At 41.4% G+C, this 24829-nt stretch carries 22 protein-coding genes and 1 pseudogene; 7 read left to right on the top strand and 16 right to left on the bottom strand.

Annotation, left to right across the window (positions count from 1 at the left end; genetic code table 11):
• Positions 1-61 precede the first annotated feature (61 nt).
• The 4 genes from V7K53_RS32520 to V7K53_RS32505 form a co-directional block, all read right to left on the bottom strand.
• Positions 62-334 (bottom strand): hypothetical protein, encoded by a 273-nt coding sequence (locus tag V7K53_RS32520; protein ID WP_335201605.1) that lies wholly within the window; start codon positions 332-334, stop codon positions 62-64.
• A 150-nt stretch (positions 335-484) separates the two neighbouring features.
• Positions 485-1540, bottom strand: a complete 1056-nt coding sequence (gene dusB / locus V7K53_RS32515; RefSeq protein ID WP_335201604.1) for a tRNA dihydrouridine synthase DusB — start codon at positions 1538-1540, stop codon at positions 485-487.
• Positions 1541-1720: 180 nt separating this feature from the next.
• A complete protein-coding gene (locus V7K53_RS32510; protein ID WP_335201603.1) occupies positions 1721-2530 on the bottom strand; it encodes an Rpn family recombination-promoting nuclease/putative transposase in 810 nt (269 codons plus the stop codon).
• Positions 2531-2651: 121 nt separating this feature from the next.
• Positions 2652-3509: an acyl-CoA desaturase gene (locus V7K53_RS32505; protein ID WP_335201602.1), complete on the bottom strand. Its 858-nt coding sequence runs from the start codon at positions 3507-3509 to the stop codon at positions 2652-2654.
• A gap of 172 nt (positions 3510-3681) precedes the next feature.
• Between V7K53_RS32505 and V7K53_RS32500 the strand changes: the two genes are divergently transcribed.
• Entirely contained in the window at positions 3682-4911 is a 1230-nt protein-coding gene (locus V7K53_RS32500; RefSeq protein ID WP_335201600.1) for a TetR family transcriptional regulator, read from the top strand.
• Between the two features lie 174 nt (positions 4912-5085).
• On the opposite strand, the gene V7K53_RS32495 is transcribed toward V7K53_RS32500, so the two are convergent.
• From V7K53_RS32495 to V7K53_RS34180, 6 genes and pseudogenes are all read right to left on the bottom strand, one after another.
• Positions 5086-6048 (bottom strand): GGDEF domain-containing response regulator, encoded by a 963-nt coding sequence (locus V7K53_RS32495; protein ID WP_335201599.1) that lies wholly within the window; start codon positions 6046-6048, stop codon positions 5086-5088.
• 23 nt (positions 6049-6071) lie between these two features.
• Positions 6072-6860 (bottom strand): annotated as a pseudogene (locus tag V7K53_RS32490) (DUF4058 family protein).
• A gap of 74 nt (positions 6861-6934) precedes the next feature.
• Positions 6935-10024, bottom strand: a complete 3090-nt coding sequence (locus V7K53_RS32485) for a response regulator (RefSeq protein ID WP_335201598.1) — start codon at positions 10022-10024, stop codon at positions 6935-6937.
• 141 nt (positions 10025-10165) lie between these two features.
• Positions 10166-10318, bottom strand: a complete 153-nt coding sequence (locus tag V7K53_RS32480; protein WP_335201597.1) for a hypothetical protein — start codon at positions 10316-10318, stop codon at positions 10166-10168.
• A gap of 63 nt (positions 10319-10381) precedes the next feature.
• Positions 10382-10561 (bottom strand): DUF6887 family protein, encoded by a 180-nt coding sequence (locus tag V7K53_RS32475; protein ID WP_335186997.1) that lies wholly within the window; start codon positions 10559-10561, stop codon positions 10382-10384.
• 35 nt (positions 10562-10596) lie between these two features.
• Entirely contained in the window at positions 10597-10734 is a 138-nt protein-coding gene (locus tag V7K53_RS34180; protein WP_442940524.1) for a DUF6888 family protein, read from the bottom strand.
• Positions 10735-10867: 133 nt separating this feature from the next.
• Here V7K53_RS34180 and V7K53_RS32470 point away from each other — a divergent pair, with 133 nt between their 5' ends.
• Positions 10868-11116, top strand: a complete 249-nt coding sequence (locus V7K53_RS32470; RefSeq protein ID WP_335201596.1) for a hypothetical protein — start codon at positions 10868-10870, stop codon at positions 11114-11116.
• On the opposite strand, the gene V7K53_RS32465 is transcribed toward V7K53_RS32470, so the two are convergent.
• Complete coding sequence (locus tag V7K53_RS32465) at positions 11097-13070, bottom strand: DUF1565 domain-containing protein (protein ID WP_335201595.1); 1974 nt, start codon at positions 13068-13070, stop codon at positions 11097-11099. The genes V7K53_RS32470 and V7K53_RS32465 overlap by 20 nt on opposite strands.
• A gap of 527 nt (positions 13071-13597) precedes the next feature.
• Here V7K53_RS32465 and V7K53_RS32460 point away from each other — a divergent pair.
• Both V7K53_RS32460 and thiS read left to right on the top strand, forming a co-directional pair.
• Positions 13598-14713: a thiamine phosphate synthase gene (locus tag V7K53_RS32460; RefSeq protein WP_335201594.1), complete on the top strand. Its 1116-nt coding sequence runs from the start codon at positions 13598-13600 to the stop codon at positions 14711-14713.
• A gap of 82 nt (positions 14714-14795) precedes the next feature.
• Entirely contained in the window at positions 14796-15008 is a 213-nt protein-coding gene (gene thiS, locus V7K53_RS32455) for a sulfur carrier protein ThiS (RefSeq protein ID WP_335201593.1), read from the top strand.
• Here the strand turns inward: thiS and blaOXA are convergent.
• The 3 genes from blaOXA to V7K53_RS32440 all read right to left on the bottom strand — a co-directional run bounded on the left by blaOXA (position 14989) and on the right by V7K53_RS32440 (position 17818).
• Positions 14989-15855 (bottom strand): class D beta-lactamase, encoded by an 867-nt coding sequence (gene blaOXA, locus V7K53_RS32450; RefSeq protein ID WP_335201592.1) that lies wholly within the window; start codon positions 15853-15855, stop codon positions 14989-14991. The two genes, thiS and blaOXA, sit on opposite strands and share 20 nt — an antisense overlap.
• Positions 15856-16073: 218 nt before the next feature.
• Complete coding sequence (locus tag V7K53_RS32445; protein ID WP_335201591.1) at positions 16074-17306, bottom strand: glycosyltransferase family 4 protein; 1233 nt, start codon at positions 17304-17306, stop codon at positions 16074-16076.
• A 341-nt stretch (positions 17307-17647) separates the two neighbouring features.
• Positions 17648-17818, bottom strand: coding sequence for a hypothetical protein (locus V7K53_RS32440; RefSeq protein WP_335201590.1), 171 nt, complete (start codon positions 17816-17818; stop codon positions 17648-17650).
• A 315-nt stretch (positions 17819-18133) separates the two neighbouring features.
• On the opposite strand from V7K53_RS32440, the gene V7K53_RS32435 reads away from it, so the two are divergent.
• Positions 18134-19117 (top strand): DUF1517 domain-containing protein, encoded by a 984-nt coding sequence (locus V7K53_RS32435; RefSeq protein ID WP_335201588.1) that lies wholly within the window; start codon positions 18134-18136, stop codon positions 19115-19117.
• Positions 19118-19555: 438 nt separating this feature from the next.
• Positions 19556-19936, top strand: a complete 381-nt coding sequence (locus V7K53_RS32430; RefSeq protein ID WP_335201587.1) for a calcium-binding protein — start codon at positions 19556-19558, stop codon at positions 19934-19936.
• 257 nt (positions 19937-20193) lie between these two features.
• On the opposite strand, the gene V7K53_RS32425 is transcribed toward V7K53_RS32430, so the two are convergent.
• Positions 20194-21477, bottom strand: coding sequence for a GGDEF domain-containing response regulator (locus V7K53_RS32425; protein ID WP_335201586.1), 1284 nt, complete (start codon positions 21475-21477; stop codon positions 20194-20196).
• Between the two features lie 976 nt (positions 21478-22453).
• Positions 22454-22822 carry a dihydroneopterin aldolase gene (gene folB, locus V7K53_RS32420; protein ID WP_099102052.1) on the bottom strand — a complete coding sequence of 123 codons (369 nt, stop codon included), beginning with the start codon at positions 22820-22822 and terminating at the stop codon, positions 22454-22456.
• 167 nt (positions 22823-22989) lie between these two features.
• Between folB and menD the strand changes: the two genes are divergently transcribed.
• Positions 22990-24768, top strand: coding sequence for a 2-succinyl-5-enolpyruvyl-6-hydroxy-3-cyclohexene-1-carboxylic-acid synthase (gene menD / locus V7K53_RS32415; protein ID WP_335201585.1), 1779 nt, complete (start codon positions 22990-22992; stop codon positions 24766-24768).
• Positions 24769-24829 lie beyond the last annotated feature (61 nt).

Genomic DNA, 24829 nt, shown 5'->3' with positions numbered 1-24829 from the left:
TTAATTAGTGCAATGAATCAATTTAAACCCTGTTATGCTTCTGGATAATTTCACTTAGTTACTACTTGCTCATCCCGGAGAGTGACAGAAGAGGGGTATATGTGCGACAAGGTACTTCAGTATAAACTTTCCCACCTTGTTGATTGGAATTGATGTAACTTCTCCAGTAAAAACCAATATTAAACTGAATTTCGCTGTGTTTTAATGTCATCCCTGTTTTTTCTAACAGTTGCTCGTGTACCCACTCCATCCCCTCTGGAGGATTTGCCATAAAGTCTTCTAATGAAAGGATTTCGGGGACGGTTACAACATCATTGTGTTTGGAAACTAACATCGTGAGCCTCCATTTTGGCTAGTTAAACATTCAAAATTCAAAAGAGTTACATCAGGAGATTTAAACCCTAACTGAAATATTGGTATCCAAGCGATCGCATCACTTTTTGCAACCAACAATATCACCCCAAGCTAGGTTAAAATCAACTTTTTAAAGCATTACCAAACTATCTTGTGCTTCTTCTTCTAGTTCATAACCATTAGCCAATTTTTCAATTGCTTGGTCAATCATTGCCAAACCCTGATCTACTCTTTCAACTAAACTTAGCTGTCCTCGGAGTTCAGCAGCACCAACGAAACCTTTAGCATACCAAGTCATGTGCTTACGGGCTTGACGTACACCGCGATCGCCTTTATATTCCCATAAAGCTTGTAAATGATCTCTTGCACATTCCAAACGCTGAATTGGGGTTGGGGATGGTAATATCTCCCCTGTTTTCAGGAAGCGATCGATTTCTCCCACCAAAAATGGATAACCCAAAGTTCCACGGGAACACATAACTCCATCAGCGCCAGTTTGCTCTAAACATCTCACCGCCGCTTCAACAGAAAAAATATCTCCATTCCCAATCACGGGGATAGAAAGCACTTCTTTTACACGGGCAATCCATTCCCAACGGGCATTGCCATTGTACCCTTGAGCGCGGGTGCGTCCATGCACTGTAATCATTTTTGCCCCGGCATCTTCCATCCGCTTGGCAAAGTCGAGAATAGTAATTTCGTTGTCATTCCAGCCAATACGAGTTTTTACGGTGACAGGAACATCAACAGCTTTTACCACTTCCCGCACAATTGCCTCTGCTACTTCTGGCTGCCGCAACAACGAAGAACCACCACCATTTTTAGTGATTTTATTTACCGGACAACCCATATTAATATCAACAGTATCAGCACCTTCGGCAACTGCCTTTATTGCTGCTTCTGCCAGGAAATCTGGACGGCAATCAAATAGTTGAATGCTAATTGGGCGTTCATTTGGATCTACCTCCATAATTTTGGGTAACTGCTTGACATAATGCAACCCCGTAGCATTAACCATTTCGGTATACATCATCGAATCTGGGGCATAGCGACGCACGAGACGGCGAAATACCATATCTGTCACTCCAGATAAAGGCGACTGGAGAACCCGACTTTTTACCTCAAAGGAGCCAATCTTTAAGGGTTGGGAAAGTCTAGCTTGAAGAATGGGAGAGAGCGAAATCATAGAAAAAATTAAAAATTATGGGAATGGGAAATAGTAAGAATATGTAGGTAAATCCGCGAGCGAGCATATAGCGAATTTAAAGCTATTGAGGTACACAGGCTAAGTCTCAAAGCCAGGTAAAAAGCCTATTTTACTTCTAAATTCTGACTCCTGAATTCTGAATTCCGCTGTAATTGTAGATTACGTATCCTGGCTTGGAGGCTGTTTTTGCATTTCTTGCTGAATTTCTTCTAGACTCAAATCTAACTCTTTCGCAGTTTCTTCAAAACTCAATCCCAATCTCAACAACAAAGGTATCATTCTAAACTTTGCTTCACGCGCTCCTTCTTGCTTGCCTTCTTGCTTACCTTCTTGATAAACTCGTGTTTGTTTCAAATCACTTAACCCAAACATATCTTCAATCTCCTCTTTACTCATCGTCGGAAACTTATAAACTAATATTGTCTCTATCAATTCTAGTAACTGCCGCCGTTGTGGTTCGATGTTGATTTCTTGCTGGGTTCTCTCTATTAACTGCCTAGCAGCGATAATAGCTGTCTCCTCTTCATCGACGACTAATTTCATCGTAGCAATTCCAACTGGCAATGATGCAGTTTCACCTAATTCATTAAGATAAATGCGACTGATGCGCCCGCTAGCGAAAAATTCACTGTAATTCTTGATATCTGCTGTATCTAAACTGCGATCGGGATAGATAACTACTCCTCGCCAAGAATTTTTCGGTTTATTTTGACGTAAGTATAAAGAAATTTCTGAAAATAAGCGAGAATAAATTTCTGTGTCAGTTTGAAACTGGACTTCAACAAAATAAATCGGATTTTCTTCTCCTTGTGTTGGGAGAAAAACACCATCTATACGGAATGCCGTTTGCTTGATTTCAATTGAGGAGAATTGATAAGTCTCTGCCGTTTGGGGTGGATTACCAATTAATTCAAAAAAGATCCCAGGAAGTTCTTGAAAAAGACGATAAAAAATGCTGTCAGTTTTCACACTTGATGTATTGTGGTGATTTAATCCGTTAGATTTTACCGTGAAATACTACTGATAAAAATTAGTAAGCCGACTGCAAGAAGCAATCGGCATAACAAATTCACGAGCGTTTAGTTGCAATTTAGCCGTGAGTTGCACCTTGAGGAGGACGCGAGACAACTTTTTTAGCTAAACCCAAAGTCTGCAATACTAAGATACTCCACCAAGTAACATCAATTTCCCACCAAGACAACCCAGATTTCGCCATGTGAGGATAAGTATGATGGTTGTTGTGCCAGCCTTCTCCATAAGTTACGAGGGATACCCACCAAAGATTACGAGCGCCATCATTAGCATCAAAGGTGCGATAACCCCACAGGTGTGATGCTGAGTTTACAAACCAGGTTGAGTGCCAAAGCAAGACACATCTGAGAAACACTCCGTAGAATACAAAAGGCCATCCTCCTAGAGCATAAAGCAGCAGCCCGAAGGGTATTTGCAATAGCAGGAAGTAACGATCTAGCCAACAATAAAAGGGTTGTCTGGCTAAATCAGGGGCATATTTTTTATAGGTGTCATAGTCAAAAAATTCTGGACGTGGGTAGAAAATCCACAGTATATGGCTCCACCAAAATCCTCTTTGAGCAGAGTAGGGGTCTAAATTGATATCTTCTGTGTGGGCGTGATGTTGGCGGTGTCCACCTACCCAAAAAATTGGCCCGCCTTGTAAAGCCAGCGCTCCAATCAGGGCGATCGCATACTCTAACCACTTAGGAACCTGGAAACTTTTATGGCTCAATAGTCGGTGATATCCCAGGCAAATACCAATACTCCCGAACAACCAGTGGAGAAACACTAGCAAACCTAATGCTGGCCAGGAGAAAAACCAAGGAGCCAGAAGTGCTAAAGCATGAAATGTAGTAAAAAATACTACATTTGTCCAACTGAGTTGAGGTGAGTTGCCTCTCTCAGGAGCGATCGCCCCAAAATTTGCGGTCATAAAAATTCCTGTTGATGGATGATGCAGTGATTTACTTTTTATTGGGCATAATCCCACTAAGGATTTATCCACCCTCTTACTAGTTAGTTACAGTAGAGTAAAGCAAGTATCACTTACATTTGTTATGCTAGCAGAACTCTGATACCCCTGCAAGTGCCACTTGCATTTTTCTATGTCATCTCAACTCATTTCGACTCGTCAACGCCTGATTCAAGCTGCACTTGAGCTATTTTCTGCTCAGGGAGTCAGCGCTACCACAACCCGCCAAATTGCTGAAAAAGCCGAAGTCAACGAAGTGACTCTATTTCGGAATTTTGGCAATAAGCATGGACTGCTTTTGGCTGTGCTGGAAGAGTCCGCAGCCTTCAAGGATTTAGGTGAGTCGCTGGTGCGACGGGCAACACCTCCCGGCAATGTTTACCAAGCTCTTAAAGATTATGCAAGTGACACTTTACATACATTAGAACGAGTGCCAGAGTTCGTTCGGTCTGTGGTAGGTGAAGCCGACCAATTCCCGGCAGAAAATCGCCGCGCACTAGGCAGGGGAGTCACAGAGGCAAACCGTTATGTAGCTCAGTATTTAGCTACTGTAATCCAGCAAGGACACCTAAATACTTATTTACCCGCAGAAAAATTAGCCAGTTTGCTGAATGGGATGATTTTGGGATATGCAGTAATTGAGTTCACCAGCGAATTTCACGAACTTTGGGAGGATCGGGATGATTTTCTCGAAAATTTGGTGGAGTTGTTTTTACATGGAGCCATGTCATCTTCAACAGAATCACCAATAAATTCCTTACAAGGAGGATTCACCACCACAGAAGTAGCTGATTTACCAGCTAGCTTAGTTCACGAAATTCTGCAACAAGCCAGGAAATTCGGAGTACGAGATTATGCCTTGGCTTACGTATTATTTGGGGCTGGATTATCCGCTACAGAAATAACTAACTTGGAGCGATCGCACCAAATCTACGATACTCAAGGGCACTTCTTGCAAATCACAATTCCCGGATTTGTCCGTCAAGTGCCTGTGAATCAATGGATTTTGGGGAAACGCTACGGCTCTTTTACCAATAATCCCTTAATCAAATGGCTGAAAAGTCGTAAAGATGCTCAAACAGCCATGTTTCTGAATGATACAGGCACACCGATCTCAGAATCAGAACTTGAGACACGTTGGCAAGTATGGAGCGAAGGATTGTTAACTCCCCAAGGACAAACACCAGCGATCGCCCAAGCACAACAAACCTGGCGCGTAGAAATGTTGATGCGGGGGATTACCTTAGAAAATCTGAGTATTTTCACAGCTTGCGATCGCGCCCAATTACAACCCTATGTCCGCCGAGCCAAAGAAAAAGCCGCCCTAGAGCAAGCCACCCGTTTGGATCATAAGCCAGGATAGGGAGTGGGGAGATAAGGAGTATCAGGTGGCGTTCTCCGACGCAGAGCCAGTGACCGAATAATTCGTAATGACGCTCGAATACTCGCTAACGCTGCGCTAACGTAATTCGTAATTAAGAATTCATTAGCATGATGCAGTTAAACGATTAAGGTAACTCCTATTTCAATAGAACAATTAATGATTTCTGAGGCGTTTAGCACGTTTATGCTCATACATGAGCTTGTCAGCCTCTTCTAGCAATTGTTCTAGTGAAACGTTTTCATTTAAAGCACATTGGGTAGCACCAACACTTATGGATAGTTGATATGAGTAATTATGCTCTTGATTAAAGCGATCGATATTTGCTTGCAATCGAGGAGAAAATTCATCTGTATTCTGGGAGCAGACAGGAATAAATATGACAAACTCATCTCCTCCTAGACGGGCAATAATATCCGAATCACGGAAGGATTGCTTTAGTAATTGGGCTGTGTCAACGAGCATTTTATCTCCGATTTCATGCCCTAGAGAATCATTAATCTGCTTTAAACCATCTAAATCAACAAACAAAAGACAACATAACATTGGTGTGCGTTGGGCAATTTTGAATTGCTGATTTGCCAGCCAAAAGAAACCACGTCGATTATATAGTCCTGTCAATTCATCAGTTAAAGATAGCTGCCTTACCTCTGCTTCAGCTTTCAAGCGTTCCTGAATTTCATGCTCTAGGCGTTGATTTTGCTCAATAAGTTGTTGATATTGCTGTTTGATGAGTAACTGATTTCTGACTCGCATTAGCACTTCAAGTTCTTGAAATGGCTTGGTGATATAGTCTTGTCCACCCAATTCAAAAGCCTGCACTTTATCATTAATTTGGTCAAGGGCACTAATAAAAATAATCGGAATTTGATCTGTTTTTTTTGATGCTTTCAACTGTTGACAAACCTCATAGCCATTCATTTCGGGCATATTAATGTCAAGCAGAATCAGATCCGGCGGATGTCGTTCGGCGGCTTGTAATGCCATTCTCCCGTTGATGGATTTACGAATGATGTAACCCTGCAACTCTAATATTTTGGCTAACAACCGTAGATTATCGGGGGTATCGTCCACGACGAGGATATTCGTTTCTGAAGGGGATTTAAGTAAATTAGCCATAGGGGAATGGGGAATATTAAAAACTAATTATTTCTTAACCCTTGTTCGCGTAAAAGGGTATCAGACCATACAGCATCTTCCGATTTTAGAGGTGGTACTGGTTCTTTATTATAATCGATTGCTAAGTAATATCTGGCACGATTGTATATGCCATGCAATAAAGATTGCAAATCTACAATCGGTTCTATATCTTCTGACTGTAAAGGTAATGGAAATATGGGAATCGTTTCTCTAATGCTAAATCCGTATAATTTAGCTTGAGGACGTGTTTCACTTCTGCTAACAATAATTTGATAATTTGTTACAGGAATTTTCCCTAAAATTGACATGGGGTTTCCAGTTCTGAGTAAATCAATTTCGGCTAAGTGAGAAAGACTAGCTAAAATTTGTTTGCGTTTCAGTTCATAGGCTTTTCTACCTTCGCCTGGGCGTTTATTTTTAGGCGATAAAATTTCGATATATGTCACCACAAAACCTGTAGAAACTTCTCGAATTTCTAAGTAATTTTCTGTAATATGTTCAGGTAACGGTATCATCACCGTGATGCCTTCTGACGTTTCTGTTTGGGTAGCAGTTGATGAGTATTGCTGCGGTAATTTTTGTTGAGAAAAAACAGAAACATCAGGTATACCAACTAATACAGAATCGGAGTCATCACTTAAATAAGTACGTTGTTCAATTGCCACTCGATACTGCGGGGGAATATTTTGCTCAATAGTATCTGCGATCGCTGTTATCAATCGATGATGTACTTATGACCAAAACACAGGATTTTCTAAATAAGGATTCATTCCGGGAAATGGATAATTCATAGTTTTACTATCCTGAAATGAGGAATTAGGATGATTCTAAATTAACGCTTCTTTTACATTCCTCGATCGCTTCCCTAAGTTTGGGTGAGATTGGCGCTCTGCGCTTCGCAGCAGCGCTTCGCTATCGCCTCCAGCTCAAAATTATCCACCAAATATTTCAGAGCATTGGCGAGAACTTGCTCCTGGTTGGGGATTTGAGCGATGAGATTGTAGAGTTCGGCGTCATTGAGATCCAAAGCTGCTTGATGCGCCTGAATAATCCACTCTGGCGACATTACCTGTAAATATTTGGCTGTTAGGGATTTCTGAATTAAAGTTTGCTGGTCTAACCCCGATAAAGCTTCTTCGCGGTAGCGGTAGCGGACTCCTAAGTAGTGTGCAATCTTCTCAAATAGGATAGCTTCTATAAATGGTTTGTTGATGTGGTCGTTGCAGCCTGCTTGAATGCTGGTGGTGTAGTCTTCCTCAAAGGCATAAGCTGTCACCGCAATAATCACTACGTCTTTACCTGCATCCCTCGCTCGAATTTGCTGGGTAATTTCATAGCCATCCATCACGGGCATTTGAATGTCCATTAAAATGAGGTGGGGATGCCATTTTTCCCAGAGAGCGATCGCTTCATTTCCGTTCTCGGCAGCACCGATCTCGAACCCAACTGATTCCAATAGCCTGATGAGCAACTGACGATTTTCTTGAAAGTCTTCTACCACTAGAATGCGATAAGTGGGTTGTCCGGGTTCTAGACCGATAACAGTGCGAGTCGTTTCCGGCACGATGATATCTACTGAGTTGCCCAGACTCAGTAAAACCTCACAAATAAAAGTTGACCCCCGATCCAAGATGCTTCGCACTGTAATATCACCACCCATTAAACGGGCAAACTGACGACTAATCGATAAGCCTAAACCTGTCCCTTGAGTATGACGACCTCGTTCTGTTTGCATAAAGGCTGCAAACACAGTTTCCATATCAGACTGAGCGATACCACATCCAGTATCTTCAACTTCGATATGAAGGGTGATGACTGGTTTGGAATCACTGGTATCTCTTGAATCAAGTGAGTTGATGCTGCCCACTTTCCCAGTCAAAGCTTCTAATCGCAGAGTGACACTACCTGTTGTCGTAAATTTGATCGCATTGCTTAATAAGTTAAGTAGAATTTGACGCAGTTTTGATTCGTCACCATACACATAGCGAGGAACGCTGGTATGCTGTTCTGCGATCAAATCAATTCCTTTCTCTAAAGCTTTAAGGGCAACCATATCTCTGATAGAGTGGATTAGTTGCTGCAAATCGAAACAATTTTCCGTTAGCTGTAACTGACCCGCTTCAATTTTGGACATTTCCAATACATCATTGATCAAGGTTAGCAAGTGTTCTCCACTGCGGCTAATGATGTCTAAATCTTCCTGAAACTCAGATGGAATCTTGTCGCTACGGTTCATCAACTGAGTAAATCCCAAAATGGCATTGAGAGGAGTCCGCAGTTCGTGGCTCATTTTGGCGAGGAACTGGCTTTTAGCACGGTTGGCGATCGCAGCTTGTTCTGCCGCTTCTTCTAGGGCTATCTGGGAAAACTCCAGCAGTGCCAACATCAGCGTATTTCGCATCTCGGTAGCGGCTTCCAGTTCCGCAATCTCCCAAGACAAGGAAGTTTCTTTCACAGTTTCCTTCCACAGTTCAAAGGACTTTCGGGGACACAATTCCATCTCTCCAATTTGATTGATTTTCACCGTATCCTGGGGGTTGCCCACCCAATTCACTGTCTGGATTTGCTCTGGTCGAAACCAGATAATGTGGTAAGACTTTTGTTTAACATGATTGAATAAAATTGAAATTGCGAGGATGCCGCTAGCTCGATCTTTAAATGTCTTTGCTTCTGGATATAAACGTGAGAGGGAATCAGTAGCAAACACTTGTTCCCCCTGATGTTGCACCAACCACGTCACTAAATCCTGCACTTGGGCGATCGATGGCGTTTGACCAACTAATGTCAAATGACCGTCAAGTGAAATTGCTGCTCCTTGAGCATGAACTAGCTCCAGTAATTGAAAAGTATTTCGGCTCAACACTTGCTCAATAAAATTGGACTCTTGCAATAATGTCTTTTGCAGTTGATCCTGAATTCTTTTCACCCGTGTTCGGTAAAAATGCAATTCTTGTTCTTGCTTATGCACCAGTTCAATTGAGGCAAACTGTCCTAAAAATTCACAGGCTTTGCGAGTTTCATAATCCACTAGTTTCGGGCTGGAGTGGTGACAGGCAATTAATCCCCAGAGGCGTTTGTCGTCGAGCAACGAAATCGTCATTGACCCAGCAACTCCCATATTTTGTAAGTATTCAATGTGATAGTGAGACACTCCTCTTAACAGAGAATTACTCAGATCGAGGGGTGTATCCGTCAGAGGATGGTTGTGGGGAATCAGGGGGACTGGGGTGTAATTGACATCAGGAATGAATCGCATCCACTTACGGCAAAACAACTTGCGGGCTGGCGCTGGAATATCTGTCGCCATATAGTGCAGTCCCAAGTAGCTTTCTAAATGCCTCTGTTTCTGCTCCGCAATCACCACACCACTGTCGTCTGCCTTAAAGCGGTAGATCATAACTCGATCGAACCCAGTCATTGCTTTGACATCTCTGGCAAGGGTTTGAGCCATACCTTTCAGGTTAGTGGCATTACGCAGATTGGCGATCGCTCCTTGTAGGCGGTGATAGAACTGGGTTGAATGGATTCTGTTGCTGGATTGCTGAGGTTCTAGTTCCAGGATTAACCCATTTACCATCCGGTACATTACACCTCTAAATGTCTGATTTTTTCGTTGCCAATCAGTCTGAGCAACCCTCCGCCGGGTTTTTAGTTGAAACGGATTGCAAAGCTCCAAGTTATCTTGGGCTAGATACCCAGCAAGTTGTTGCACTTGATCGTTAGAAAATAACCGTTGTAATGGTTGACCCAGCAATGCTTCTGCCGAAATCCCAAAAAACTGTTCCACATTTTCACTAATCTGCAAGATTCTGAGGTGTGGCTCTTGCAGTATCAGCAAGATTCCATGCGGCTGAATATAACCGGGAGCATAGACAGATTCTTCACTACACACTTCTAAAGAAGTCAGTAGTGAAGGGGTCAGCGAGGAGAGTGAAGTAGGATTTGGTGAGTGCATAGCTGAGGTAAACGGTGGCTATAAGTAAGATGGAACACATCCCTAGAACAGTTTACATTTCGTCGGTTCGCGCAGCGAGCTTGTTGAAAATAACCCGCCATCATAGATTAATGGGGGTAAGGGGCAAGTCTAATAGGGCAATCACTTTCTCAGTAATTGGTAAAACGGAAAAAACTGAGCCTGCTGTATCCAGACGCAAGTCGCCAAATCAGCGCAGATATAAGGGTGTGCGATCGCAGGAACATCCAAGAAGATGATGGCTAAAGGCAAGTCCCAAAATTCACTAAAATTCACATTGAGTCAAGCTGCTAAATTGAAAAAACCCCGTTACTGGAATGTTCAGTAACGGGTTCTATGTTAACTAGCTTGATTAATACGCCGTTTTAACTCAGCCTCTAATTGTTCTGGAGTGCTGACCACTACCCCCGGTTTCGTTCTCATAATGCTGAGGTAATGCTGAAATGCCTCCTCATCCTGGGGGTTTGATATCACATATTGTCTTAGTTCTTGCTCATTAAGAGTTAAGTAGTCTGTCATCGGATAATGTTCTCCCCATTACTAAGAATTTCTACTTAGATGGTTTCGCCTATCAAAATCACGATTCGGCTTGTCCTCTCATCAAATCTAACCAATGCTATATCTCTAAACAAATTACTAGCCCGAACGCAAAAGTCAAAGAATGCTTTAAGTTGCTCGATGGTCGGTTCCATACCTCTTACTATTGAATAAAATTAAATCGGTTCATTCGTGACAAGTTAGGATAACATTGCTTTTGTAAATTATAAATTCCGCTGAAAAGACTGATAGCGATCGCACAAACGCACTAAAATTTAAGAAACTATCATGATGGATACTGACATGGTATCGATCCCAATTACTTTAGAACAACTCATTAGAGCGGTAGAACAGTTGCAGCCAGACGAACGAGCAAAAGTTGCTAGAGCCTTGATTCAAATAGATTTACGTTCAGATTTGACGGCTTTAATTCCAGAACTTTATGCCGAACCCCCCGTGAATGAGATTACAGACGATGAAATCAGGGCTGAAATTAAAGCTGTGCGTCAGCAATCAATTAATTTAACGGCTCCATAATGACTCTTAAACCTTTACTAGAGAGTGTTTTGAGCATTTCTTTAGCGTTATATTCACTACTAAATACTCCTGCTTGCATAACTCTTTGACCTTGCCAAACTGTGGGAAACGCACCAGGAGCAAGGAATTTCACTAAATCTCGATCTTTATCAGTTGCAAGTGGCACTACTAAGCGATACCGTACACCAGATTGTGTTGCAGACGTACCACTATAGGGAATACTTGCAGAACTTGTTTGCAGATTGCGAGTATTAACAATGGGGATATTGCGATCGGGGAGTGGTAAAAGTTCTGAAGCACCTGGGGCAGAAGTTTCTAGTATTGGTAATGGCTGCTGCGTTTGATCCCTCATACTTCTTGGAACTGGTGGCTGTACAACTGAATTGGATGGAGGCTCAGTGGCAGTAAACTCAATGGTATTAGGATCGATCCGCACGTAATTTAACTGTGGTGTATCAGGTGGCTGTGCATTAATTGGTATTTGTCTACCTGACAAGCTGCTAGGAGTAGGAAATCCGGCGACTCTAGAAGTGGGTGGTTGTTTGGATATAGGCGGGGAAGGCGGTACATTATTGGCAGGCATTAATGGCAGCACTTGACTGTTTAATTGTGTAGAAACAGGATTATTTGCTGAAATACTGTTGCTGGTTTGCCCGTTAGTAGTTTCAGAGACTTCGGGAGATGAGAAGGTAATTTCCCCAGTTGATGGTATTTCTCCTAACGCATTGTTGGGGACAGGGGCGGGTTGAGAATTTTGGGTTGCTAGTGCTGTTGTACCGTTAATATCTACCTTGCCAGTGATGCGATCGCTCACAAGATTATTACCAGCAGCAGAAATCACCTGTTTAGCAGCGCTAGCGTTAATATCGTGGCGAGCATTATTTTGAAATGTATTACCCCCAGGTTCGGATGCACTACCCAAATCTGGCATTGCTTGAGCGATCGCAACTAAACCATCTTCTTTATTATCTTGAATAGAATTATTCCGCAAAATCGGGCGGGCATTTGCTTGTACGACAATTCCCGATCTATTGTTCTGAATTTGATTACCTATGACTATAGGAGCAGCATTTTGGGCAATATTAATCCCAAAACCCGTTTGCTGAAAGATATTTTCTTTCACTTGGGGATTAGAGTTACCAGCAATTGTGATGCCATTGGCTCCATTGCGATCGAAGTAATTCTTACTAATGGTAGGTGCTGCATTACCACTAACGGAAATTCCATCTTGAGTACTACCAGTAAATGTATTTTCTGCGACTACCGGATTGCTAGATTCAATCCATAAACCGTAACCACGGCGATTAGGGTTCGTCACCGTTACCCCAGTCAGCAAAGCTTGGTTTGCCCCGACAATTGTGACGTTTTGACCGCCAAAGCTCCGACTCAGATAATCACCGCCTCCCTGAATGATAATGTCCTTACCTTGATTGCTGGGGTTGCCTTGAATTGAAATACCCGGTTTCAGTATTAAGGGAAATTCCTCTCCTGTCTCGGCGCTATAAGTGCCCGTAGAGAGCATAATTACAGTATTGGCATTAGCTAATCGCAGCGCTTGGGTAATCGTTTTTACAGGAGCGGATTCGCTGCCATTGCCTGCTTTGTCATCTCCAACACCAGGATTGACAAATAGCACATTAGCCTGAGAAGGTGTTTTCTGATTCAGAGGCGCTGAATTTGGTGTCGATGGAATCTGAGCGATGCCTTTTCTACGAGAGGCCTCTCTTTCAGAGACGCTAACGCGAACGGCGGGCTTTCCTACGGAACGCTCCGCGAACGCTAACGCACTATCCAGGCTGATACCCAGAAACGCTATACTTGCCGCCCCCATACCTACAGTAAAAGATAATACTGAAAAACTAAAAAATAAAAGCCTTGCTGATTTCAGAAACTTCAGCTTTGCAAACAGAACATCTACTCTACGGTACTCAGGAAACACACGAGGGAGAATCATATTTAACACGACTCCTTATAAGTAATCATAAATTCTTATACTCTCTAGAGAGTATTATGTCGATAATATTACTCATATATTGACCGATTGGCGATATTTAATACATAGTAATAAATGATATTAGACATCTCCAGAAATTAATTGTGCGTTGCCCAAAATAATTTGTAGGCACAATTCATAAATTGTGCCTACATCATTTTCACTCTCATATCTAAATAGATATAAGAATGAAATTAAATATGCGTTATCCAAAACCCTTGTAGAGTCGTAATACTGCTAGTCTATACAAGGGTTTTGGATAGATAATATATCTATTGTGGATTTTCTGGTGTATTCCCTTTTGGCAGTCTTTTGTAAGCTTGTTGTTTACCATAAAATACTTGACTAAGCTCAGTGCGAAACTGTAGCCTCAAACTACCCTTATCACTGTCTATAGGAACATGGGATAATTTACCATAACCCTCACTACTACGTTGTTTTGCGTAGATTCCGCAAAAATTAGTAAAAAAAAGCAAATTAATTCACTTATGGTTACTAGGACTTATGATAATTCACACTTTGATGAAAGCACTAATGGGGTTGTTGTGATGGTCGAGCCATACAGCCAAAAAGGGCAAACACAGCAAGTTGTTTACCGCATTTTAGATGCCAATTTAGATCGCGCTCGTGAGGGCTTGCGAATTATCGAGGAATGGTGTCGGTTTGGGTTGAATAATGCCCAGTTGGCTCTTGAATGCAAACGGCTGCGACAAGAGGTAGCCAAGTGGCATACCCCAGAATTGCGGGCGGCGCGAGATACACCAGGCGATCTTGGGACTGAATTAACCCATCCTCAAGAAGAACAACGAGCTAGTATAAAATCGGTCTTGCAAGCTAACTTTTGCCGGATAGAAGAAGCATTACGAGTGTTGGAAGAATACAGCAAGCTTTACCAGGCAAATATGGCTAAGGCTTGTAAGCAAATGCGCTATCAGGTTTATACCCTAGAAAGTAGTTTAATGGGTCATCAGCGCCATCAATTGTTGTGGCGATCGCATTTGTATCTTGTTACTTCTCCTAGTGAAAATTTGTTGAACAATGTCGAGGCTGCACTCAAAGGCGGATTAACGCTTTTACAGTACCGCGACAAAACCGCGGATGATTCTTTGCGTCTAGAACAAGCGAGAAAATTACGCCAGTTATGCCACATCTACGGCGCTTTGTTTATTGTTAACGATCGCGTGGATGTAGCTTTAGCTGTCGATGCCGATGGCGTGCATCTAGGACAACAAGATATGCCTATTGCTATTGCTCGGCAATTACTGGGTTCGCAGCGTTTGATCGGTCTTTCTACCACAAATAAAGAAGAAATGCAAGCAGCAATTGCTGAAGGTGTAGATTATATTGGCGTGGGGCCAGTTTATGAAACTCCCACGAAAGTAGGTAAGGCAGCAACAGGGCTAGAATATGTCAGCTATGCTGCCAAAAATTGCTCAATTCCCTGGTTTGCGATTGGGGGAATAGATGCGAATAATATCAATGATGCGATCGATGCTGGAGCCGAACGTGTAGCTGTGGTGCGATCGCTCATGCAAGCCGAACAGCCTACCCTGGTGACACAATATTTGCTATCCCAACTCAATCGCATTAAACCAGAACTTTAAAAGAGTCATTTGTCGTTAGCCCAAAGTGAGTAACCAATACCCCATTCCCAATTCCCAATGCCCAATGCCCCACACACATATTATGTCTAACGAGATTACGATTCAGGTAAATGGGGAAACCCATAGCTGTTCGTTGCAAACTTCTTTACCTGACTTACTTCAACAATTGGGTTTTAACCCCCGCTTAGTAGCTGTAGAGTATAACGGTGAAATTTTACACCGCCAGTTTTGGCCGCAAACAAAAGTGCAGCCAGGCGATCGCTTAGAAGTGGTAACTATTGTCGGTGGTGGCTAGTTATTTGAGCCAGCAAGCCCAAATCTTTGAGGCTACGTCGTGTAATCTCAATGCGGGCGGGTGCATCTTCCGATTTTTGCATATCAAGGGTTGTCGCGAAAAAGTAGACGTTTTTGTTTTGCTCTAAATAACCCACAAACCAACCAATGTTTGGTTTGGTACTTGTTAACCATCCCGTTTTTCCTCGCAGTGTGTAGTCTGGAGTTTGTTCGCGTACCATAATGTCTTTGACAAGATTTATTGTCCGTTGCGAGAAAGGCAAATCGCCTTGATATAACCGTTGCAAAAACTTAATTTGCTCTTTGGGTGTAATTTGCAATAGCTGCGGTTGTAGCCAAAAACGATCGATGTCTGCGGCAGTGCCAATCTGACGGTTCCCGTAGCCTACTTTATTAATAAATTGCTGCATCCGTTCATATCCCGCCCTACGTGCCAATACTTGATAGAACCAAACAGTTGAATCTTTAAAGGCTTGACGCAAATTTGTATCATGGTTCCAGGCATCAACTTCTCGGTGAATTCCATCCCAAGTGAGAACCGCTACATCATCAGGAACTACACCTGTTTCTAGCGCCACCAGCGCGTTAAAAATTTTGAATGTTGAAGCTGGAGCGATGGCGGTTGCATTACGTTGAGGATTGTGTTCATAGATGCGGTTATTTTTTGAGTCGTAAATCAAGATAGAGCCTTCACGCCCAAATTCTTGAAAGTGTCGCCCGAAATTTGGCGCTTTAGCGGGACGTTCAGATGAAGTTGAAGCAGGTTGAGCGACAACATACATTGCCCCAAAGGTAATCACACTAACTACAGCAAGACATCCAATGACTGTAAACACGAAAGATTGCATTCGGTGTTTTGTGTAACGCCGAAGGAATTGCTCTATGTTAAACCAGATATTTTTCATTGCACATTTAGTCACATCACAAGCGAGATTTTACACTGGAATCTTGCTCTTTTGTGAAGCAATTTGTTAAAGGTTATGCAGAAACATAAATTAGAGTAAATTACCCTTTTTGGTATTTTTTGAATTTGATGATTTAATCAGGTTCAGTTAATAAAATCATTTTATAAAATTGCGTTTTTTCCATCTAATTTATAAAGCGATCGATGGAGAGTTCTACGCTTGGCTAATTCTTTACCTTTACGACCGAGTTGCTCGCGTAGTTGCTGGTCTTGGCACAACCGATTGAAAGCTTGAAAAACTTCATAACCAGAATTGGGATTAACCAATATCCCATTTTCTTCATGCTGAACTGTATCTATAACACCACCTAAACGAGGGGCAATTATCGGCTTCCCGAAGTAACTTGCTTCTAAATAAGCCATACCAAAACCTTCCATATTATTAGGTTTAGTATCCGATAAAGTCAGCATGGCAAATATGTCGCAAGCTGCATAGTAACCTGCTAATTCTCGCTCTGGCACATATCCAGCAAAGTGGACGCGCTTATCTACTCGCAAACGATGCGCCAGAGATTTCAGTTCCGACTCACTTGACCCTTGTCCGCAGAGTATATAGTGGACATCAACCCCAAAAGTTAGCAATATTGGGATATTATCAATTACTCGGTCGAAACCTTTATATTTTACTAGTCTGCCGATGGAGAGAATAACTATTGCTGAATCAGGAATGTTGTATGCCTGACGCACGCGAACCCGTAAATCATCAAGACTACTGGGACTGGCTACATTATTACCAAATTTTTCTGGTCTGATTACGGGGTTAATGACGTGGGTAGGAGTATCTAATCGGAAAGCAGTTCTCAGGTAATCTCTTGTATAAGAACTGTTACAAACAATGCCTTCGGCGCGTTTGAGTGTTAATTTAAATAGCGATCGCAGCACGGGATTGTGTAAAGTGCAAAGAAGATCGTTGCCGTGCAGATAGATAAAAAAGCGAATAGGTAACAAATAGCTCAATAGCAACAGTGAAGGAAAATCATAGCCGTGGCCCCACTCTATGTAACGATAGTGATAGCGAAAATAGAGTTTAATTGCTAGAACAAATGAGCAGACGATATTGACCAAAGGCTTTAGGATATTTCCCACATAGCCACTACGCCAATATTTAGGATAATACCAGCGATACACAGGAAACTGTTGACTCTTATCAAATACTCGATCTCCTGAGCAACTAGCTGCCAGCACAATTATTCGTTCTGGATCTTGCAGACAACGATTGTAAATATATTCCCCAATTACAGCTTCTTTCGGCAGAAAGATCCGGGATATGACTAGGATATCTGGGTATGCAGCTTTATCTCTGATTTCGGCTGTTAGTTGAGAAATATGTTCCATAATAAAGTTGATGACTATATTTCAAATAGTTTTTAATATCTACAATTAGAATTACTTTCAAAGCCATCATTATTATTTTATTTCTTTTAAAACGAATTTGGTAGACAAATTTGAAGCTTATTTTAGAAGATTAGCCAGAAAGATTGTTTTTTTATTGTGTTGATTTTATTTTTGTTGCAAATTTATCATTATTTGAGAGTTTCTGTGCATAATGAACCAAAAATAAAAGTTAACACTTGTAGCGAAATTGCTCAGTGAACAACTGCTGTAAAAATTCCGATGGTACTACTTATTCAGTGAAGGATTAAAACATTAGTCAAAATAATTACTAAAAATTAAAATCATCTGTATAATTCAAAACTGTAGTCTGAAACTAGTCCAAGGCATAGCAAACCATTGCCCGTAGCCGTAGCCCGCACTTCTCTACGAGACGCTACGCGTAGCTTGCTTCCACGTTCGCGGAGCGTGCCGTCGTAGGCAAGTGGTATGACATGGTTCGACTCCGGCTCCATCGAGCGACTTGTACTGAGCGTAGTCGAAGTAAGCCTAGATGCTTACCAGCCGCTCAGTGAAAATCTTAGACATCGCAATTTCTGTGAGGATAAACATGTCTTCAGGTACGGTTCCCCAGTCGAGAAATCCCCCCTGCTATCGCTACTTACCCAAGATAAGACGCGGTAAATTGAATATGTAGTCTCTAAAAAGCAATGCTACGTGAATGCTACAAACTTGCTTGTTACAGGCTAGCCTTAGCAACATCCTGCAACACTGCTCCCACTATCGGGAGAAATCATAAATAATAATTTCGTTTTTCAAGCGATTGTCTTATGCGTAAAAAACTACAACAAACCATCAAGCCGCTGTTAAAAACCCTCTTAGCCCTAAGCTTGGTGTTAGCTTTGGCTCTTAGTCATGCTGACGGCGCGTTAGCAGCCCGCAGTGGAGGTCGTATCGGTGGTGGCTCCTTTAGAGCGCCTTCTAGCCGCACCTATACACCGCGCACCTATGCACCTCCTGGCGGTGGCGGATACTATCCAGGTGGTGGCTTTGGTGGTGGCTTTGGCTTTCCCTTCCTACTTCCCTTCTGGGGTATCGGAGGAGGATTTGGTGGTATATTTACCATCTTAATTTTCTTGGCGATCGCTAATTTCTTATTGCAAACTTTCCGCCGCGTCTCTAGCGGTGAAACACCAGAAGCAGATTACAGCAGTAACTCTCCTGTTTCTGTAACTCGTTTGCAAGTAGGTTTGTTAGCTCAAGCCCGTGAATTGCAAAATGAACTCAACCACATTGCTGAAACTGCTGATACTAACACCCCAGAAGGCAGAGCAGAAATTCTCCAAGAAGCCAGTCTAGCTTTACTCCGCCATCCCGAATATTTTGTATATGCAGGTGGTGGCACTCAACAAGCCAGCTTGAATTCAGCTGAAGGTCAGTTTAATCGGCTGTCATTGGCAGAACGCAGCAAGTTTAGCGAAGAAACTCTTTCTAACGTCAACAACCAGCTCAAAGCAGCCCTTGCCAAAGAAGCTTTACCTCCGGCTGGTGAACTCGACAACCCCACCCGCCTATTTACCGAAGGGCCTGGTGAATACATTATCGTCACCTTGCTAGCGGCGACATTAGGTAAGTTTGACATCCCCACAGCTATTAATAGTGCTGATGATTTGCGTCAAGCTTTGCGGCAAATTGGTAGTATCCCTAGCGACAAGCTTCTAGCAATTGAAGTTCTTTGGACTCCTCAAGCTGAAAATGATACCCTTACATCTGATGATGTGTTAGCAAATTATCCAGATTTGAGACTTGTTTAATCTCTGATAAATTTTGCTCTTGAGCGCTAAGAAAAACTTTGCATCTTGGTGCAAGAATAAGTTCCCCTTAAGAACAATAACTAGAAAACCGCTTGTCAATGACAAGCGGTTTTTTGTAGAGTTTATATCATTTCTAGATAATTAGTTATGATTACCATAGTCATTTCACCCCCAATACTTTTCGGATAAACCCAACAATCTCTCTTTTGGTCTGGGGAAAGGTTAAAGGTAAATTAAAACCCTTAACCTTTCCCCCCAAAATCCGAAAAGTATTGATTTCACCCCACCTTGCCCCAAGAGTTTGCAAAGAGGGGATTAAGGAGTGGGGTTCTTAGAGGTGAATAAGTAATTAAGCGGACATCATAGATATATTTAAGTATGATTTTAGAAACATTTTGGTAGTATTATCAAAATGAATTATACGCAAAGTGTTATCTTATGCCTAGTGTTGAAGCCGACGAAAACCGAGAGCATCGCATTAAAACAGAAATTATTGTAGATGCTGAAGACAAAGAAGACCGGGCTATGGGTTGGTACTACTACCTCGAAGAGGCTCTGAATTTTCCCTTTTTGGCTACATGGACGAAGAAGGGACGCAAATCAGGTGCTGTCGAGGAGAAACAAGTGGAAGTATTGGGAATGGCCCCAGACGATGAGTGCTTAAAAGATATGTTTGTCGAAGTAGCTTATATTAATGGTAAGGATGAAGATGTGTATTCTGCAAAATTATCTGAAATAGCAGCCATTGATGCTGACAGCGAAACTCAAGAAGCGATCGCAGACTGGCTCTATTGGATTGCTAGAGGTTATAAGTTTTGAAGAAGAATGCAGAATTCAGAATTCAGAATTCAGAATTCAGAATCAAAGTGGCAAACTTAAACCTATTTTCAGCGTTCGCCTGAGCGCTTGTCTGAGTCCGCCAGTCATAAAGAATTCAATTCTGTTAGCAGATAGCTAAGGTTTAGCCCATTCTGGCTCCTGAATTCTGTTTTTCGGTTTTTTCCATGACAGAATTATAGGGCTTCTCGGTTGTATACCATAACCTTAGTAATGCCTAGAGTATCATCATTCTATCCTTAACTAAATATGGCATAAGTAGCTTTTCCCTGCCGTTTAGCTTGGTACATCGCAATATCAGCATCCCGTAGTAGAGTTGCAGGCTCCTCATAATTACTAAAATTCCAAGTAATACCAATACTAGCTGTAGCAGATAATTGATATCCATTCAGGTTAACTGGCAATCTTAAGGTGTCTTGAATACGTTTGGCAACATTAGTAGCATCGGTAATGTCTTTAATATCCTCCAAAAGAACAGTAAACTCATCACCACCAAATCGTGCTACAGTATCGCCACTACGTAAGCATGACTCTAAACGTCTAGCGATCGCTACTAAAAAATCATCCCCTATTCCATGCCCAAAGCGATCGTTAATCTCTTTGAAGCCATCTAAATCCAAAAACAAAACTGCAAAATAATAATCGCTTCTGCGTTTGCTACGTTCAATAGTTTGTCTGAGCCGATCTAAAAATAAAACACGATTCGGTAATTCTGTTAGCCCATCATAAAATGCATTGCGGATCAGTTGTGCCTCTGTCTGCTTACGTTTAGTGATGTCTTGAAAAACTAAAACCGCGCCAGTAATATTGCCATCTCCATCGCGGATAGGTGCAACATTATCCCCAATCGCTATTTCTTTACCATCTTTGGTAATTAATGTACAGTTTTCTGGTAAATTGAAAATTTCACCTGCTTCGATTACATAAGTGGCTAAATTTCCAATTTTTTCTCCTACATCTTTATTAACTAAGTTAACGACCTCTATTAAATCTTTCCCCAACGCTTCACTTTGCTTCCAACCAGTGATTAGTTCTGCTATGGGATTCATCATTTCAATACAACCGTTTGCATAGGTCACAATCACTGCACAACCCATACTATTAATAATTGTCATCAACCTCTGTTTTTCTTCGTATAATATTTTTGTGCTCTGATGTTTGTACAGTGTCATTTCAATCACAAAATGTAAATCACTTTCAAGAAATGGTTTGGCTATGTAACTAAAAGGCTCACTTAGCTGATTTTTATGTAATGTTTTATATTCAGAACACTCTGTTAGATATACTACAGGCACATGGAAGTGATTCTGGATAATATCCGCTAAGTGGAGACCATCTATTTCTCCAGCTAAACAGATATCAATTAATACTAAATGTGGATGAGTTTCTGCTACCTTTTTTATTACCTCTTCACCAGATTCAGTTATTTCTGATACTAAATAACCTAATTTTTGTAAACTTTTTCTAATATTTGAGGCTAGATTTTTTTCATCCTCAACAACTAGGATTTTGTGGGCGAACATGTTACGATAACCTGTTTGCTAAGGTTCAGATTCTTGTTGTCAGTGTCAACTCAAGTCAAAAGTGCTTATCTTATCATAAACAATTTCTAACTACCCTGTATTCTTGCTTGATATTAATACTGACTAATGAGTAAATAGCATCATGTTATTAATGTCTGGAAATTTCTATGCTTATCAAAACTAATTTTGATTAATTCATGTAGCTAATATGATGCTACTAGCATCAAGTTAAAATTATAATGCAATTATCAAGCACTCAAAAACTGATTTTAAAATGTATACAATAATTTTTCTTGGGAGAGTATAAATACTAAGTATAATATCTATATACAAATTAATCAAGAAAAATTTATCGTAAAATCACAGGATATTACTTTAATATAATTAAAAAAATATAGAGAGTCTTGTATGTAATATATTAATCTACATTCACTTAATTATTAATAATAATTAATCTTCATCTGTAATTAATGAGTTTAATGCTGTTTTACCTGTAAATAGCTTTTATATCAGATAAGGTCTAGATTGCGGTCTAAAGCTATCTGAAATATTAGTAAACTCCTATTAATTAGAAATATTCATATAACAACCATAATTAAAAAAATCAGCATTATTGTAATAGCATGGTAAGCCTAAATATGTGCAATATAAAATTAGTTATGTTTCTCAAATATCAATAGCTGAGATATTTTTAATGCACTATTTTAGCCTTGCCACGCCACTGCGCGTATTTTAAAAATAAAATACTAGCTCTATAGCTTCTGGTTAATACTTAATCACAATTTCTCTCCTCTGAAAATATGTAAGTTAAATGTTCGTCAGCCGCTCGCGGTATTTTTTAGTTTTTTGGTAATCTAATCAGTAGGTGCTGGTGCCAATGGCAGGAAAGATTCTCATTGTGAGACACTTCCAAGCTCCACGTAAACCCTCAGTTTTTTGCTAGCTGATAGATATTGAAAAAAACACATTTTGTGAATTAAAGGTTGGACTTAATTTTAGTCAGTTCAATGCTAATTTTGCCACCGAAGTCTGGAATAGGTGCAGCAGGTTTGCTGAGAGTGACTTGGACTTTTGTTACACGATCGCACTCTTGGAGGATAGAATCTGCGATCGTTGTTACCAATTTCTCCACCAAAACAAATTTAGACGTTTTGATCAGATGTTGTATCAAGCTAATGACGCTGCGATAATCTAAAGTGTCTTCGATCGCGTCAGTCTTGGCCGCTGTGGAGATATCCAACCATAACCTCACATCCACCTCAAACCATTGTCCTAGCACCTGTTCTTCTGGTAGATACCCAGTGTAGCCATAGCCGCGAATTCCCGTTAAATGAATGCAGTCCATAAAAGTTTGAGAGCAAATTGTGCATTTTGTAGAAAGTTCAGCAAGTTTGCTTGGAGATTTTCTTTCCCAGAAACTCGCGTGGCGGTGATGGAAGCCAACACCGCATTGATGGATTTTAAATTGAATTTCCCTAGACAAAATCTAAAATTTAAGATTGTTTTATAGCTATGTTTGATTTAATGCCGATCGCTTATAGGAATGTTAATCAACTTTGGGCTTATATTTTAACAGAGACCCTAAAGCGGTTGGGATTGACTTGTGCCATCATTTGCCCCGGATCGCGCTCTACACCGTTAGCGATCGCTTTTGCTCAACAAGCACCTGAGATTGAAGCGATTTCCATTCTCGATGAACGTTCCGCCGCCTTTTTCGCTTTGGGACAAGCTAAAGCAACCGGATGCCCAGTGGTACTAGTTTGCACCTCTGGTACAGCAGGAGCAAATTTTTATCCAGCAGTAATTGAAGCCTCATATAGTCGCGTACCACTGTTGATATTAACTACCGATAGACCGCCAGAATTGCGAGATTGTCACTCTGGGCAAACTGTAGATCAATTGAGATTATATGGAAACTACCCAAATTGGCAAACAGAGTTAGCCTTACCCTCCGCCGATCTGGGAATGCTAGCTTATCTGCGACAAACCGTAATTCATAGCTGGGAAAGAGCGCAAACTCTTACAAAGGGGCCAGTACATTTAAATATTCCCTTTCGCGATCCCTTAGCACCTGTACCTGATGGAACTGATTTGAGCTATTTGCGATCGCAGTTGGAATCAGAAGACTTCTTCGCAGGAATAGCAAACCCATGCCCCATGCCCCATACTTCGACTGCGCTCAGTACAAGTTCCCCATACCCCATACCCAAAGAATGGAAAGAGTGCGATCGCGGCATTATTATCGCAGGTGTTGCCCAACCGCAGCAACCAGAAGAGTATTGTAGAGCGATCGCGCACCTTTCCCAAACTCTCAAATGGCCTGTGCTAGCTGAGGGACTTTCCCCAGTGAGAAATTATGCCGAACTCAACCCTTATTTGATTTCCACTTATGACTTGATTTTGCGAAATCAGCAACTAGCAAAGCAGCTAGCACCCGAAATGGTGATTCAGGTGGGAGAAATGCCTACAAGTAAAGAACTGCGTAGCTGGATAGATGCAACCCAGCCGCGACGCTGGGTAATTGACAAGAGCGATCAAAACCTCGACCCTTTGCACGGGAGAACGACGCATTTACGGATATCTGTAGAAGATATAAAAACAGAGGAGATAAATTTATCTTTCTCCTCAGACTATTTGCAGCAATGGTGTGATGCGGAAGCGAAGGTTAGGTTAGTTGTTGACCAGATGATGGGGAAAATAGATGAAATCATTGAGAGTAAAGCAGCTTGGTTAATTTCTCAGATTTTACCGCCAGGAACGCCTCTATTTATTTCCAATAGTATGCCTGTGCGGGATGTGGAATATTTCTGGAAACCGAATAATTTAGGAGTGCGATCGCACTTTAACCGGGGTGCAAATGGCATTGATGGCACATTATCTACAGCTTTAGGAATTGCCCATCGCCAGCAAAGTAGTGTGATGTTGACGGGAGATTTAGCGCTGTTGCATGACACCAATGGTTTTTTAATCCGCAATAAGTTTGTCGGACATTTGACGATTGTGTTAATTAACAACAATGGCGGTGGCATTTTTGAAATGTTACCCATTGCCAAATTTGACCCACCATTTGAAGAGTTTTTTGGCACTCCCCAGGATATTGATTTTGCTCAGTTATGCGCTACTTATAATGTGCAGCATGAATTGATTACTTCTTGGGAGCATTTGCAGCAAAAATTCAACCTACTTCCGAATACAGGAATTCGGGTTTTAGAGTTGCAGACAAATCGCAAAGCTGATGCCAAATGGCGACAGGATAATTTGAGGAACTTTGCCGCAGATGTTGTAATTTAACTCTGCCATTAGATATTACTAAATAGCGAGATGCAAGGTATTAATTTTGCGAAATGTTTAT

The organism is Nostoc sp., from assembly GCF_036917355.1.
GTDB lineage: Bacteria > Cyanobacteriota > Cyanobacteriia > Cyanobacteriales > Nostocaceae > Nostoc.
This window is presented reverse-complemented; position numbering and strand designations above follow the sequence as displayed.